The organism is Anthropogastromicrobium aceti (genome assembly GCF_020687335.1).
Lineage (GTDB): Bacteria > Bacillota > Clostridia > Lachnospirales > Lachnospiraceae > Anthropogastromicrobium > Anthropogastromicrobium aceti.
Genome location: NZ_JAJEQN010000015.1, coordinates 1 through 16,207, shown reverse-complemented (window position 1 = coordinate 16,207; position 16,207 = coordinate 1). Strand labels below are relative to the sequence as shown.

13 protein-coding genes and 1 pseudogene are annotated in these 16,207 nt (G+C 39.4%); 2 read left to right on the top strand and 12 right to left on the bottom strand.

The window, feature by feature from the left end; all coding sequences use genetic code 11:
• Positions 1 to 73 precede the first annotated feature (73 nt).
• From LKD48_RS07425 to LKD48_RS07410, 4 genes are all read right to left on the bottom strand, one after another.
• Positions 74 to 781: an HAD family hydrolase gene (locus LKD48_RS07425; protein WP_118615823.1), complete on the bottom strand. Its 708-nt coding sequence runs from the start codon at positions 779 to 781 to the stop codon at positions 74 to 76.
• 121 nt (positions 782 to 902) lie between these two features.
• Positions 903 to 2,660, bottom strand: a complete 1,758-nt coding sequence (locus LKD48_RS07420) for an ABC transporter ATP-binding protein (RefSeq protein ID WP_118615825.1) — start codon at positions 2,658 to 2,660, stop codon at positions 903 to 905.
• Position 2,661: 1 nt separating this feature from the next.
• The gene (locus tag LKD48_RS07415) at positions 2,662 to 4,416 is read right to left on the bottom strand and encodes an ABC transporter ATP-binding protein (protein WP_118615827.1); all 1,755 of its coding nucleotides are present in this window, start codon (positions 4,414 to 4,416) and stop codon (positions 2,662 to 2,664) included.
• A gap of 121 nt (positions 4,417 to 4,537) precedes the next feature.
• Positions 4,538 to 5,176, bottom strand: a complete 639-nt coding sequence (locus tag LKD48_RS07410; protein WP_118615829.1) for a TetR/AcrR family transcriptional regulator — start codon at positions 5,174 to 5,176, stop codon at positions 4,538 to 4,540.
• Between the two features lie 463 nt (positions 5,177 to 5,639).
• Here LKD48_RS07410 and LKD48_RS07405 point away from each other — a divergent pair, with 463 nt between their 5' ends.
• Positions 5,640 to 6,167, top strand: coding sequence for a PD-(D/E)XK nuclease family transposase (locus LKD48_RS07405; protein ID WP_066560820.1), 528 nt, complete (start codon positions 5,640 to 5,642; stop codon positions 6,165 to 6,167).
• A 221-nt stretch (positions 6,168 to 6,388) separates the two neighbouring features.
• On the opposite strand, the gene LKD48_RS07400 is transcribed toward LKD48_RS07405, so the two are convergent.
• The 4 genes from LKD48_RS07400 to LKD48_RS07385 form a co-directional block, all read right to left on the bottom strand.
• Positions 6,389 to 6,511: a hypothetical protein gene (locus LKD48_RS07400; protein WP_308731616.1), complete on the bottom strand. Its 123-nt coding sequence runs from the start codon at positions 6,509 to 6,511 to the stop codon at positions 6,389 to 6,391.
• Positions 6,512 to 6,530: 19 nt separating this feature from the next.
• The gene (locus tag LKD48_RS07395; protein WP_308731615.1) at positions 6,531 to 7,478 is read right to left on the bottom strand and encodes an acyl-CoA thioester hydrolase/BAAT C-terminal domain-containing protein; all 948 of its coding nucleotides are present in this window, start codon (positions 7,476 to 7,478) and stop codon (positions 6,531 to 6,533) included.
• Positions 7,478 to 8,137 (bottom strand): class I SAM-dependent methyltransferase, encoded by a 660-nt coding sequence (locus LKD48_RS07390; protein WP_118615833.1) that lies wholly within the window; start codon positions 8,135 to 8,137, stop codon positions 7,478 to 7,480. The genes LKD48_RS07395 and LKD48_RS07390 overlap by 1 nt, the downstream gene beginning before the upstream one ends.
• Before the next feature lie 316 nt (positions 8,138 to 8,453).
• Positions 8,454 to 8,903: an Hsp20/alpha crystallin family protein gene (locus LKD48_RS07385; protein ID WP_118615835.1), complete on the bottom strand. Its 450-nt coding sequence runs from the start codon at positions 8,901 to 8,903 to the stop codon at positions 8,454 to 8,456.
• 434 nt (positions 8,904 to 9,337) lie between these two features.
• On the opposite strand from LKD48_RS07385, the gene LKD48_RS07380 reads away from it, so the two are divergent.
• On the top strand, positions 9,338 to 10,429 hold the full coding sequence (locus LKD48_RS07380; protein ID WP_262539088.1) for a M42 family metallopeptidase: 1,092 nt from the start codon (positions 9,338 to 9,340) through the stop codon (positions 10,427 to 10,429).
• Positions 10,430 to 10,511: 82 nt separating this feature from the next.
• On the opposite strand, the gene LKD48_RS07375 is transcribed toward LKD48_RS07380, so the two are convergent.
• From LKD48_RS07375 to LKD48_RS07355, 4 genes and pseudogenes are all read right to left on the bottom strand, one after another.
• Entirely contained in the window at positions 10,512 to 11,885 is a 1,374-nt protein-coding gene (locus LKD48_RS07375) for an MATE family efflux transporter (RefSeq protein ID WP_308731614.1), read from the bottom strand.
• A gap of 86 nt (positions 11,886 to 11,971) precedes the next feature.
• Positions 11,972 to 13,153: a response regulator transcription factor gene (locus LKD48_RS16625; RefSeq protein ID WP_331466820.1), complete on the bottom strand. Its 1,182-nt coding sequence runs from the start codon at positions 13,151 to 13,153 to the stop codon at positions 11,972 to 11,974.
• A 133-nt stretch (positions 13,154 to 13,286) separates the two neighbouring features.
• Entirely contained in the window at positions 13,287 to 14,903 is a 1,617-nt protein-coding gene (locus tag LKD48_RS07360) for an AAA family ATPase (RefSeq protein WP_308731613.1), read from the bottom strand.
• A gap of 141 nt (positions 14,904 to 15,044) precedes the next feature.
• Positions 15,045 to 16,207 (bottom strand): annotated as a pseudogene (locus LKD48_RS07355) (hypothetical protein); the annotation flags it as partial.

Here is a 16,207-nt window from a genome sequence, read left to right as displayed (position 1 = left end):
TGTTTGTTTTGTTTTTTACCGCTTCCCGGAAAGCTAAATGACCGGGAAGCGGTTTTCTCATTATTTGCTCATTCTATTTTCCAATCATGGATTCGCTTACTTCATCCCAATTCTTATAATAACAGTCTGCGACCTTTCGAATCTTCTCCTCGTCCTGATTATATGAATCATAAATACCCACAGTAATAAAGCCTGCATTCTTTGCAGTAACAATAGCATGAAGTGCGTCCTCAAATACAACTGTCTCTGAAGGCTTACTTCCAATCTCTTTTGCAGCGGCAAGATAAATATCTGGTTCTGTCTTTCCCTTTCCAATATCACTGCATGTCAAAATTCCTTTAAAATAACTCCAAACGCCAAGACGCTTTAAGCCAGCTGTAACACATGCACTGTCACTTGAGGTTGCAATAATCATTGGAATGCCTTTTGATGCAAGCAACTTAATTACCTGTTCTACGCCTGGTTTTAGCTGCACCTCATCCTCATAGAAGCCGCGTATAAGCTCGCGTATACCGTCAAGAATCTGCGTCCTCGTCAAACTCACACCATAGTGGTCAATTAAATAATCTGCACCCTCTTCCATCGACATAGTCATGATCTTCTCGGAAAGATTTTCCTCTGGTTCTAATCCAAGGCTATTTAGATAACGTACCGCTGCCTCTTCCCAGATCACCATAGAATCAAGAAGTGTGCCATCCACATCGAAAATCACACCGTGGATACCTACCCACTTATTTGCTTCCTTATTATTAAAATTATTCTCATCTGAAAATTTATTCATGCAAACCTCCTGGCTTTGTTAACTTTTTTTGATTATATCACAGTTTTGCCAGATGGGACAGGGGCAATCTATTTTGACACTCCAGACAATGCCTTCAGCGATTCAATATCAGCAAAAGCAATTAACCGCTCACTCTCATAAACGAAGCCAATTTCCAGCTTACTGCCTGTTCTCTGGCATCTACAAATCTCTTATATATACCATCTTGCGTCATAAGCTGTTCATGTGTTCCCTTCTGTACAATTCTTCCTTTATCAACAACTACTATCTGATCTGCATGACGAACAGTCTTTAATCTGTGCGCAATCATGATGATTGTCTTTTCTTTTGTGAGTGCTTCTATGGCATCCATCAAATCCTTTTCATTCTCCGGATCAACATTAGCTGTTGCCTCGTCTAATATGACGACTGGCGCATCCTTCATAATAGCACGTGCTATAGAAATACGCTGCTTCTGGCCTCCTGAAAGCGATGAACCACCCTCTCCAATCACTGTATCATAACCATTCGGAAGTTGACTTATAAATTCATGACAGCATGCTTTCTTTGCAGCTGCTACAACTTCCTCGTGTGTTGCATCCTGACGACCAAATTTGATATTATTTTCAATCGTATCGGCAAACAAATATACTGTCTGAAATACAAAGGAAAAATTGTTCATCAGACTGTTCATGCTGTAATCCTTCACATTTACACCGCCAAGTGTGACTTTGCCTTCATCTACGTCCCAAAATCTTGCGATCAAATTGCACAATGTAGATTTACCGCCACCAGATGGACCAACAATTGCTGTTGTTGTCTTTTCAGGAATTGAAAGCGATACATCATCAATGATTTTTCTCTTGTCATAAGAAAACGAAATGTGGTCAAGTTTAATATTACAGTTTTGCGGCTTGATTTCTTTTCCGTCAATGTCCATTGTGTCAAGCTCAAGAATTGCATTTGCCTTATCTACGCACACACTTACTACATGCAAAAGTGAGGAGTAGTTTCCGGCACACTCAAGGCTTGAATAAAGCATAAATGCTGATATCGTCATACCGATTGCATAAATTGCACTCATCGTTCCATTTATGTAAAATGCCGCACTACTGATCACAATAACTGCTCCTGTGATCTTCGTCACAATTCCCTGAAGAAAATGATATGGCACAAATAAAAGCTCCATTTTCGTGTTGATCTTCGCACATGCTTCGTTTGCATCATTCAGCCGTTTTGCCTGCTTGCCAAGCAGGTTATAAGATTTTACTTCTGATATTCCCTGAATGTATTCCATGATCTGGCTAATCAGCTCCGTATCACACTGAACTTTTTTCTCTGAATCACTCTTTCCAGCCTTTTGCATGATTGAATTGATTACAAAGAAAATGACTACACCAGCCGCTGATATCAAACCAATTCTCCAATCAAAAATGAGAATCATAAGAACAATCATAGTTGTTTCCAGAATACCCTGTGTCGTCAGCATAACGACTCTAGCCGCAATATCACCAAGCATTTCCATAGTATTCGTTGTAACAGAAGAAATCTCACCTATACTGTTTGAATTAAAATATCCCATTGGAAGATATCGAAGATGTTCTGCTATCTTTATCCTCGTAAAAGCACTTGCATTATACCCGCCTTCTGTCTGGAGCACGGTTGAAAATCTCTTGCAGATAATATCAACTACAATGGCAATTCCCATAATAGCAATTGAACCAATGATATATTTTCCCATGGCTTCTTTACTCATCAATCCGATCAGTACATACATGATAGCCGGTATCTTCATCGCAGAGGCAAGGGCTTCTGCAAGACCGATCACTATGGACAATTTAAATTTATTTTCATTTTCTTTTCCGGAAAACTTAAAAAACTTAGCCAGAATCTCAAACATATTAGTTGTCCTCCTTTGCGGTATCTTTGGCAGATATATGTGCATTCCACATTTCCTTATAAAGTGGGCACGATGCAAGAAGCTCCTCATGTGTGCCATGTGCTGCTATATTTCCTTCATCCACAACAAATATCTGATCGCTGTCTTTGACTGTAGAAAGTCTGTGTGCAATAACAATGAGAGTCCTTCCTGCAACAAGCTTTGCAATAGAATTTTGCAAAATAGCTTCATTCTCAGGATCTGTGTACGCAGTCGCCTCGTCAAGAATAACAATTGGCGCATCTTTAAGCATAGCTCTTGCAATTGAGATACGCTGTCTCTCACCGCCTGACAAATGACCACCTGCTCCACCGACAATTGTATCAAATCCATTTTCAAGCTGCATGATAAAATCATAGCAGCCGCTCTTTTTCGTTACGTCTATAATTTCTTCATCTGTTGCTTTCGGATTACCCTGTCTGATATTTTCTCGGACAGTTTCATTAAACAGATAATTGTCTTGTGCTACATATGCGATTTTTCGATTAAAATCAACAAGTGACATCTGTTTTATGTCAACACCGCCGATCTTGATACTTCCGCTATTTACATCCCAAAGAGAAGCAATCAGCTTTGCAATTGTGGATTTACCGCTTCCCGATGGGCCTACAATCGCATTAACTGTGCCAGCATTCAACTTCATATTCACTCCGTGCAGGATTTCCCTTTCATGATAACCAAACTTGACATCGGTAAGTGTGATGGAATTATCCTTTGGAGCTGCTGTACTCTTTTCAGGTCTTTTAAGCTCTGGCTGTTTTAGAATTCCAACCACCTCATCAACAATCACACTGATTTTACCCAGATCATCAGTATAAGAACCTACTGTAATAATCGGTCCTACAATTCCAAGTGACAGAATGATACACATAACAAAACTTGAAATCGTCAGTGTTCCATTTTCCACATAATGTGCTCCAAATGGAAGAACTGTCAATAATGTATACGGTGTCACAACCATCAGCAGTGCATGAAAGATTGAGCAGCGTTTCATCCACGAAATAAAGGAATCTGCATATTCCATAGCTGCCTTTGTAAATTTGGCATAAGAGCTTTCCGTTTTTCCAAATGCTTTGATGACTTCAATTCCATCAATATATTCCACTGCTGCATCATTCAGCTCCTTTGTTGTCTTAACCGTTCTTTCAAAACTCGGTTTATAATCAATCATCATGCCAAAATAAGAAAGAAATCCAACCACCACCGGCACTAATGACAATAATGCCAGTCTCCAATCTGTCATGAAGAAATAAATTAGGATAATGACCGGTGCCAGCAGATTAGAAGTAAATTCCGGTACAATATGTGCCAGTGTTGTCTCAATGCTGTCAATTCTTTCCACCATGATATTTTTAAATGTTCCTGATGGTGTATCCTTCACATATCCAAGCGGCACCCTCGCCAGCTTTTCACAGCAAGATTTTCGTATATTTGCAAGTACAGTAAACGTTGCTTTATGAGAGAGCGATGTAGAAAGTGAATGAAAAAGCTCTGCTATAATAAACGACAGCGCAATCCATATTGCCATAATCAGATATTCTTTAAATTCCTTACTGCCATCCAAAAACATTGTTACGACATTTGCGATAATAAAATATGGAATTATTTTGAAAATAACATTTCCTACCGCAAGCACTACACTCCATACATAGGCACTTCTTTTTTGTCCCGCCCACTCCAGTATCCAACTGGCGGCAGACCTCTTCTTTTCTTTCATGCAAACACACTCCCTTACTATAATTTTGCTCAGGCAATCCAAATTAGTTTTGGCTAACCTATCTATAATAAATAAGATGGCTCACCGGCATAAGCCACCTTATTTTATTATTCTGAAAATCTTATTTATCTTCAGCCGGGAATTTGATATTCCACAATCGCTCCCAGCCACCAGTTTGAAATTCCCTTAACTGGTATACATTTTTCTTTGCCGTTTCCCTATCCATGTCATGTTCAATAATCTGCAGTACTGATGAGAAAAATCCTGTATAAATCATATGCATAAGACTTTTGCTAACAGCTGGGAACTCTATTCCTGCATCACGCATTGTCTTCATATATTTCTGGCTTGCTTCCACCTCCCGCTCTACCATGTTATGGATAAAATCTTCGAACTTTCCGCTGTCTCCACATTTTAAGAGCAATCTAAAATTATCGTAGTGATCATATATATAATCGATCATCTGATCCATTCCATCACTTGAGGTTCCAGACATATTCCTTGTCTGCTCATCGGCAGAAAGCTCTACAAATTCAGCTAAGATTCCATCATATATTTCATAAATGTGCTCCACATAAGGATCTGTCAATGCATCAAAAAGCATTTCCTTCGTCGGATAGTACTTATAAAATGCTCCTGTTGTGAGTCCGGCATCTTTCACAATATTCCTCAAAGATGCTCCACTGAATCCGTCTTTTAAAAAATGTCTAAGTGCTGTGTCCAATATTTTTTCCTTGGTTTTCTCTGCCTTTACTGACATATGATTCATCCTCCAATGCTGCAAAAATATAACAATGTTATATCACACTGTTATATTAATTTTATCTATTGACATTGTCAATAATACACATGATGTCTTATTGGACTTTTTTTCTCACTTAAGCCAGGAGGGACAGGGGCAATGGATCTTTTTGACTCCTTCATTCCTAGAAACTCCTGCTGAAAAATTGCGGATTTAATGCAACCTATATATTTCTATTTTTTTATTGACAAACACTTGCAAAAATATCACCCTCGTGATATTCTCATAATATAAAGGAATACTTTAAGGTACAAAAGAAAAAGCCAGATAGCACAAAATACATCAGATAAGTACCGAAATTCGGAACTACATAAAATGAAGGACTTATTGATGAACGATAACTTAGAAACTGTACAATTATTACCCCTGACTTCTGATATCGTATTTAAACAGGTATTCGGTCAGGAAGAAAGTAAGCCATTTGTTGTGTTTTGACTTATACAAAGATTCCCGTTACTACAGAAGCTTTGTTCTTAAAGATGAAGAAACAAATGAAATATACAGACAAACTTTCAAAATTTCATTCTTTGAGCTACGCAAAGCAGTCAGCGAATTATCTCAAACAAAAGAAGTTGAAACTTTTGAGCTTTCTGGCTTAACTGCAAGAGATCAATGGGCACTATTTATTAACTCTGGTCAACAGGAGGTGTATGAAAAATTGGTTGAAGAAAACAAAACATTTGAGGAAGCATATGAGCGTCTGAAAAAAGCCAGCAGCGATGAAACATTAATGGCTATGTACCGAAACCGCGAAAAAGCAATACGCGACTGGAATGATTCCATAAACTCAGCCAGAAAGGACGGAGTACAACAGGGGGTGCAATTAGGCGAACAGCGTGTTAATATGCTTTATGAGAGATTATTAAAGGAAAATAGAGGCTCTGAAATTCCAAAAGCTATTGCTGATCCAACATTTCGGACAAAATTATTTAACGAATATGGAATTTAAGCCGGTGGGACCTGATGGCTCATTTACTAAGTGATAAAAAATAGGCTTCGCCTATTCAACTCCCCTGCCCCTCAATCTTGAGGGGTGGGGTTTTCTTTTTGTTACAAGCTCTCATTTACAAAAAAGACTCTGACGGTTTCTATATCTTTTTTCATATCAAATTACCTCTTTTCATACGATTGGCAGAATCTGATTTCTTCTCAGATCCTGCCAAAATTGTTTTATTCAGACAGATTTTCTTTACAGAAAAGTTCTATACAGTTCTCAACCATTGTCTGATCATAGTCTGTCGAAATACCTGAGCCAAGCCAGTATGCATAGTCACCTGCATCATATTTTCCCAACGCATCCAGGATTTTTCCTTTATATCTTATCCGTCTCTTTTCTACTCTTCCATTCTGCAACGGCATTTTTAACCCGTTTGTCAATATCCAAACGTGCTCTCTGGCATTCTTTCGGATATTTTCTTGCCCCCTGAAATGCCATTTTCATGAAGATTCCAGATCCAATCGGGAGCATTGTCTTTAACATACTCTCTGGAAAAATAAAATGTGTTCCATGCTCATAAATTACAGACTCTAATCTGCATGTGTATGGATATTCTTTCATTCGCTGTCTCATTCGACGGATATATTTTGCAGTATCCCACAATACATCATCTTCAGCGCCAATCAGCAATAATATTCCATTGATTTTTTCAATCTTGATCATCTCGTCTTCTGTGACTGGGTGAGCCTTTTCCGAATCATCAAACAGTTTTCTTGAATTAACCATATCACCGGTTCGCTTTGTTTCTTTCTCAATTACCCTCCAGTAGTCTGGATGTTTATAGCAAAACGGCATATACGGAAGCGGTTCTCCTTTATAAGAAAAAAGAGATTCTCCTTCAATCGGCCATTCCTTACAGCCATCTTTTTTACCCTGCATAAATCCCTGCCAGATAAAGTCACTCGGTGTCAGACCAATCGTCAATGTGATATCTTCAAAATAAGAAGCGGCAGTTAAAGCAAGTGTTCCTGTAGTAGATGCCCCGACAATTCCTATCTTCTGATTACCATTTGCTTTTAACCAGCTGATTGCTTTTTCTATGCGTTCCAGTGGATAATTATGATGTCCATAATCCTTTTTTCCAGGTGACATCGTCATCACATTAACACCGAGTTTATGTAGCCATTTCACAGATGTACGCGCCAGATAATCCTCTGAATCATCTCCGATCATGGCAATCATTGCACAGTCTGAATCTGATTTACATTTCCAGTATGCACCATAAAATCCATCTGTTCCCACATCAAAATGTTTTTTCTTCATTATCTATCGCCCTTTCCAATAGGTTTTCTTACAACGCAATGCATCCTCATACCTTTGCGGATTTCAAATCTTTCCACTTTTAGCCCTGCTTTTCTGCAACATTTCATAACCACATCTCTTGTTGGCGCTCGGACATCTCCGTGTCCACATATATTTGCCAGAGGCATTTCCAATGTATTCATCAGCCATACCAATACTTTATTATCACTTGTCACATCTCTCAGAATCAGTCTTCCATTTGGACGAAGACATCTTTTTACACTGTCAAAAAATGCCTGTGGATTTGGATAATGATGGAAACTCATAGAACAAATAATTGCATCAAATGAATTGTTTTCAAATGGAAAGTTCTCACAGTCTCCTACAACAAATGTTGCATTTGGAATATTTTTCTTTTTTGCCTGTTCAATCATGGCTGGCGTCAGATCCAGTCCTGTATAATGTCGGTCTGGGTATTTTTCTGATAATAAAGAAATCATTGGAGCAGGTCCACAACCTGCATCCAATAAATTTCTGAACGACTCCTTCTCTAGCTCTGCCAGAATATCCGGATAATCCTTCTTACACATTTCGTAAATGCCAGCATGGTTACTTTCATATCTTCCAGCTGCTTTTGTAAATTCACTAATTGACAATTTTTTGTATTCTTCGTTTTTCATGCCCTTCCTCCAATCACTGCATTTTTTTGCCTTGAATCCATATTCATCACTATCATGTATTAGTTTTATCTAACCCAATCTTTTAAAAAAACCGTGTGAAAACAAAACTGTAATTTCACACGGTTTCTTTTCTTATGCTTTCAGTATATCACTTTTATCCTGTTTCGCAACTAAATTTTGTCTCACTGATACTATTTATCATTACAGTTTTTGAGCCAGGGTGACAGGGGCAATGGCTCTTTTATTGTCCCTGATGGCTCATTGCAAGTGATAAAAATAGGGCGCACCCTTTCGGATGCGCCCTGTATAACAATATTTATTCAATTGTAATGTGTTTCTTCTCTTCTACAACTGGCTTTGCTTCTTTCTTCGGAACAAACAGTGTCAGCATACCATGCTGGAACTGTGCCTTGATATCCTCTTCGGTGATATCCTTACCAACATAGAAGCTTCTCTGGCATGATCCTGCATAACGCTCTCTTCTTAAATACTTGCCAGTCTTCTTATCCTGCTCGTCCTCGTCAAGACCTTTCTCAGCACTGACTACCAAATAACCATCCTTTAACTCTGCATGTACTTCATCTTTCTTGAAGCCTGGAAGATCAATCTCTAACTGATAGCCGTCATCATATTCCTGAATATCAGTCTTCATCAGGTTTGCTGCGTTGTGACCATACAGCTTTCTCTCTGTCTTCTTGTCATTAACATATGGAAAATCAAAGAAATCATCAAATACACTATTTGCAAAAATGCTCGGTACTAACATAATCAAAATCTCCTTTCAATGCTCCAAACTGGATTTTATACTTTAACATCTGCAGCGCCAGCTGCAATCTATTTTGACACTCCGGACACTGCCGATGTGGTATTTATTTTAGCAGCTTTCGCTGCAGAACTAAGGTTTTTAAGAGGCTTCCTTGTTGTTCCCCTTCTTTTGTTCTATGTGTACTATAGCACTTATTATTAGCACTGTCAAGAGGTGAGTGCTAATTATTTTGTGAAGATTTTGTGAACTTCTAATTTTCCTGCTTTTCAAAAAGTCAAGCGAAATTTTTCTTGCATTGAGAGCAGGCACTGTAACTTATTACTATTTTCATAGTATATAGAACAATTTTGTTATCTTGTTTTTTTTCCTCAGAAATGATATGATACTCGAATATAGAGAAATACATCATTCTTATAAGAGAAAGGGATAATGATATGAAAATCAAACCAGATCAAAATGCAGTTACTATGATTCAGGAACTGTCTGATGCAAAGGCACCGTCCGGATTTGAGGATGAAGCTGTTGCTGTCGCAAAAAAATATGGTGCAGAATTTGCCGATGTTGAGGAGGATTGCCTGCGCAATCTCTATCTGCGTTCCAAGAACAATACAGGTAATAAGCCTGTTTTTATGCTTGATGCCCATAGTGATGAGGTTGGACTTATGGTTCATTCAATCAAGCCAAATGGAACACTTCGCTTTGTTTCCCTAGGTGGCTGGAGCGATAATTCTCTCCCGGCATCAAAGGTTCTTGTACGCAATAAATATGGTAATTTTATTCCTGGCGTAATTGCAGCTAAACCACCTCATTTTATGACACCTGCCGAGCGTCAGAATGCCGGTTCCACATCAATTCAGTCTCTTGTAATTGATATCGGTGCAACAAGCAAGGAAGATGCTGTTGAAAACTTTGGTATCCGCATTGGTGAGCCTATTATTTCTGACGTACATTTCTCCTATGACGAGGAACATGATGTCATGATTGGAAAGGGCTTTGACTGTAGAATTGGCTGTGCTGCCCTTCTCGAGACTATGCGCCGTCTCTCAGATGAGAACTTAAATGTTGATCTGGTAGGTGTGTTATCTACACAAGAGGAGCTTGGCGAGCGTGGTGTTAAGGTTGCAGTCGGAAAGGTTGCTCCTCAGATTGCACTTTGTTTCGAGGGCTGCCCTGCTGATGATACCTTTACTGAGCCGTATGCAATTCAGACAGCTCTGAAAAAGGGTCCAATGCTTCGTTTTATGGACAAATCAATTGTATGCTCCCCAAGATATCAGCGCTACGTATTAGATCTTGCTGAAGAAAAGGGACTTGCTGTACAGTCTTCTGTCCGTGAAGGCGGCGGAAACAATGGTGCGATTATTAACACTTCACTTGATGGTATCCCGGTAATCGTTGTCGGTGTTCCTGTTCGTTATATCCATTCTCATTACGGAATTACTTCTTACTATGATTTCGAAGCTACAGTACAGTTAGCAACCGAAGTTGTTCGCTCTATGACAGAGGAAATCATCCGTTCCTTCTAATCAAACTTTTAACTCGCATAAAGACTTAGAATTAAAAAAACGACAAACTGCACATTATGCCATGCAATTTGTCGTTTTTATTTTAAAACTTTGGTTTCCACTTTCCTCGCGCAAAGTATACAGCAAAGAGCATAAATAATAAAACATTATGTGCTATCATACATGCCCATGCAGCAATAAGTCCCATGCCTAAAAGCTGCGTACATATGAAGGTTCCTATAATACGAACACCCCACATGCCAATTACACTAAAGATAAACGGTGCAACTGTTTTTCCAACTCCCTGCATCATACCTTCAAGTACGATCGGGATACCATAGAAAGGTTCTGATATTGCGACCATGCGAAGTACTGTAGAACCTAGCATAATTACCTCTGCGTCACGTGAGAACAATGTCATAAGCTGTGGTGCAAATGCAAACAGAAGGGCACCGCACACAGTCATCAATCCGGTTTCAAGTGGAATAATTGCACGCTCTAAATCACGAAGCTTTTTTCCATCTTTTGCGCCAAGTGCATTACCAGCAAGTGTAGCTGCTGCCGTCTGCATACCCCATCCCGGAATATAAAATCCAGACTCTACTGTATTTGCGATTGTGTGTGCTGCCGCAGATGTCTCTCCAAGAGAGTTGATCATAGAAGCAAATACAACGTAGCCAAGCGATGTTGCAAAACGCTGGCACATATTTGGAAATGCTACTCTAATGCACGGAATAAGAATTGTCTTATCTGGCTTAAAGCTCTGTCCCTTCGGTGAAATATCAGCATGTTTCCACAATTTTACAGTAATGGCAATTCCTCCATATGTATACGCAATCGCACTTGCAAGAGCTGCACCTTCAATTCCAAAACCTGCACCTGGCAGCGTAATAGAAATACCTGCAATCACTGCCACACGTGTCGGGTAAATGAACAGGAAATTGAGCACGGTATTAATAATATTCATCACAACACCAACTCTCATCGGCGTTTTTGTATCTCCTACTGATCTAAGTACCGTACCAAAAATAATATTTGCTGTTCTAAACAGCATCGGTGCATACAATATAAGAAAATAACGAGATGCCATATCGCGGATACCTTCATCTACCTGCATCCAAACCGGCACCTGCTTGTTGATTGCTGCAATCACGATAGTAAAACTGATTCCTACCGCAAGCACTACCAAAACAGCCTGTCCTGACGCCCTTTTTGCGCGTTCCCGATTTCCGGCACCAAATGACTGCGATATAAACGCAAGCAATCCTACACCAATCGCTGATACTGTACTTCCTATCAGCCAGTTTACAGTGCTGGTTGATCCGACTGCCGCAGTTGCCTGTGTGCCAAGTGAACCAACCATTGCAGTATCAATGTACTGCACTGCTGTCTGCAGAAACTGCTCTAGCATAGTTGGCCATGCCAAAGCGAAGATCACTGGCAGCATTTTGTTCTTTCGAATGTTCCACTTCTCCATCTTTTTTCTCCCTGTATTCCATTTTCGCCCAATTGTCAAAGCGCATATTTTTTTATTATAGCATACTTTCAAAATAAAACAAGCGATCAGCGATTTACAAACATATCAAGCTCACTTCTGCTTGAAATATGAAGCTTCGAAAAAATATTTTCCAAATACGACTTTACTGTATTTAAGGAGATTCCAAGACTTTTTGCAATCTCCTTATTTGAACGCCCTTTTGAGGCAAGCATGGCGATGGAAAACTCATATGGTGTAAGTGCATCTGTAACCTGAAGAGTGGATACTGGATTGTGGATTTTCATCCATCCTCTACTGAATGTATATACAGATTCGATGATCTCATTATATTCATCTGGATACTGTTCACGCAGCGACCGCTCGATCTGCCCTTGAAGTAAGCCATGATGCTCAATAAATGGATGTATGTAATGCTCAGGAAGTGCAATGTTCCACGCCCTCATAAACGCTGCATCTGCATGCTCATCATCTTTTAAATTCATACAAATCATGCAAAGGACAAGATTTAAGTAAATACTTGCAATTGGGAAACAATTTCCTGCCATCATAAGTGCGGCCTCTGCCATGCCCATTGCACGCTGATATTCACGTCTAAGATAAAGCTCATGTGCTGCGGCATAGATCACATAATATTGGATTCCAGCCTGACACAAACTAATTTTATCACGCAGCACACTTAAATCTGCTGATTCTGAATGGAAAAAGACACTTACAAAACCTTCTGTGACAAGCGTATAGAGCTTCGCTGAAGGATCTGATGTCTTTTTATTTTCTAAGGCAATGGCATTAAAATCTGCTAAAACTGCTGCTGGATCTCCTTCCTGAACAGTTGCCATGGCATGCACCAAACGCGCCGCCAAACGTATCTGTACACTTTCGCTATTGAAGCATTGCTCGCTCACTGTACAGCATTCTTTCTCTTCGTTGCGAAAATAATGCCAAAGTGCCCTTGTTATCTGTCGCTCTTCCTCATCTGCAAGTGAATGCTCAAACTCATGAAAGCTTCCCGGACATGGACTTGCAATCAATGGCATATAGCATTTATTTACATTCCGCTTCCTTTTTGTGCTTTTCTTCGTATCAGCTTTTTTTCTGATATCTAAAGGACTCTTTGCTGTGTATGGAATAAGCCATTCACTTTTTTTGCGAACAGCTCCCTCAATTCGTCCTGTATTCAAATAATAATTTACCATTCTAATGGACATTCCCCATTTTTCAGAGGTTTCTCTCACTGTCAAATATTCCATGATTTATTCCTTCTTTTATTGTCAATTCCATTAATGTTGCTATTGACAGTTTACCATAGCAAACTGGTCTTTAGAACAAAAACAACGTGATTCAGGTGTTTTATGATGGAAACCTAGAAAGCGACCTCTTTGCCTAACCCTTTAATTTCTCTACTTTGCATCTATGTTTTTTGGTTCCCTTATCGTAACCAATCCCAACAGCCAAAATTCGCCCTGTGTGATGAATTTTGGCTGCCAATTTTCCCTTTAAGCGAAGTGCATACTCTTTTTCTTTAATCTGTGCAATTGCTTCCTCTGGCGTATGATCAACCTTCAGCTCCAAAATAATGGCATCGTCTGATTCTCGAATCGGATAAAAGATAAAATCTACATATCCTTTTCCCGCTTTGTCCTCTCTTTCCACACGATATTGATCTCGTGCTGATAAATAAACCAGATTCACAATCGCTGATAATTCAATTTCGTGATTATAAGATAGTAACGGTGTTTCCGTATTATGTGCATACTCTAAAATTTGTTCCATTACCTGCGTATCCCCATGCAATGTTGCCTCTAACATACGCTTTGATTCTCTTGCCAAGCGATACACATAGCCAAGTGATGGCTCTTTTTGCAGCATTTCATCAAAACGCTCCATCAACTCTCTGTTAGGGATTCGTACTTTTCCTTCTTCGCTGCTCAAAAATCCATACACGACCATCGCAGAAAAAATTTCTTCTCTTGTTGTCAATTCCATTGATGTTGCCGCATATTCCTGCACTTTCGCCTCTACCGATTCTCCCGACACCATTAATGCCAAATCATTTCTCACACCTGCAACATTTTTTTCAATATAATAATAAATCTCATCATATGGACCTGAACTCGTCCAATAGTTTCCCAAATTATTATTTGTGAGCGCCATCACAACGGATCTTGGGTTATATATGCGTTCTCCGCCTTTTGCGTGATACCCGTCATACCATTCTTTAAGCCCACTTCTTGAAAGCAAAGGCTTTCCTGTATTTTTCAAAAAACGCGCATAAAGCATGTCAACTTCTGCCTCGGTAAATCCAAATGCGTCACTGAATTTTTCCTCACTGACCATTGTATACTCTGCAAACATATTCAATTCTGAACCACTTGAATACTTTGCAATAGGCAAGATTCCTGTCATATAAGAAAGTAATACATATGCCTTATCTTTAAGTAAACTGCTCAAGAAACTGATATATTTTTTCTTGTCTTCATCTGTGATAAAGTCCTTATGGAAAATACAGTCCCACTCATCAAATACAAAAATAAAGCGCTGACATCCATATCTTTCATAAACAAGGTCGAGACTATCCCAAACTGCATCCTCCTCTTGAATATCAGCCTTTGGATATGCCTCCATTAAATCCTGTATCAATATTCGCTCAATCCGCTCAATATATTGATCATACGAATTGCAATTTCTTGGCATACGACTAAAATCAATCCGAATCACATCATGCGTGTTCAAATGCTTTTTATAGCCTGTACTTTCAGCTATTTTTAGCTTAGAAAAAATCTCTGTTGAATCTACTCCATGACTAAAAAATGCACTAACCATGTTTGCCATCACAGTTTTTCCAAAGCGTCTTGGTCTTGTGATACAAATATGCGAATTTCCTGTTTCTGCTGGCAAAAATAATTCTTCCAGCATCAAACTTTTATCTACAAAATATGGCTTTTTGACTTCGCTTTCGTACAAAGAATACGGAGCTGCACTATTCAAAAAAATTCCCATTTTCCGCCTCCTCTGTCTTTTATTTATTTTTGTTATCAGTTTACCATGGCAAGCTGTTATTTACAAGAAAAACCGGGGATATTTCCCCGGCTTTCTGTTGCAAAGTTACTGTTCATGGAATACCTATTTCCAAAACTGGAATTACCAAAGTTGCATTATTGCTTTCAAAAGCATCTGAATCATCAGCCAAAATGATATTCTAAAGTTCTTTGCTGCAAAATCAGTTACATTTAAAAATACACTCGTCACAGTTCCTATGAAATCTTTTTCGTTGCCATTATTAACTGGCTCAATTTGATTTGTCTGGTCAGCTTGGTTAGTTTGACTTGGCAGCTTTGCAAGCTCCTCCGTATAAGAGTGTCCACACTTCGTACAGGTATAGATTCTGATTCCTGTGTAAGTTGTAGTCGCTTCTCTTGCTATTTTGCTTTCATAACTATGATCACTAATTTTCGTGCTGCAAGCATCGCAGAGATGATCGTTATTGCTGTCTTCATGACCTAATGCTGGCAGTTCCTTGTAGGTGGTGTACTTGCAGCCGTCGCGCTTACAGATATCATAGGCATCCCAGCCGTTTTCTGTGCAGGTTGCGGCTTTTGCTTCATGATGCTCTAAGTCATGATCTAATGCTGGCAGTTCCACATATGTGGTATAGTTGCAGTGAGAGCAGGTATCATATGCCTCCCAACCGATTTCTGTACAGGTCGGTGCTTTCTTTTCTACCTTTTTAAGGTCATGGCCACTGGCATTTATCTCTACCAGTTTACTGATTTCATGTGTTCCGGCTTCATCTGAAAACAGCTTCGCACAGTTCTTGCACTTCCAGTATGCCTCATATCCGCTTTCTGTACAGCTAGCCTCTTTCTTTTCTGCCTTTTCTAGATTATGGCCGTTTGCATTTATCTCTACTGGGTTACTGATTTCATGTGTTCCGGCTTCATCTGAAAACAGCTTCGCACAGTTTTTGCACTTCCAGTATGCTTCATGTCCAGTTTCTGTACAGCTGGCCTCTTTCTTTTCTACCTTTTCCAGAGCATGGCCGTTTGCATTTATCTCTACTGGGTTACTGATTTCAATTTTTCCGGCTTCATCTGAAAACAGCTTCGCACAGTTTTTGCACTTCCAGTATGCTTCATGTCCAGTTTCTGTACAGCCAGCTTCTTTCTTTTCTACCTTTTCTAGAGCATGGCCGTTTGCATTTATCTCTACTGGGTTACTGATTTCATCTGTTCCGGCTTCATCTGAAAACAGCTTCGCACACTTACTGCACTTCCAGTATGCTTCATATCCAATTCCTGTACAGG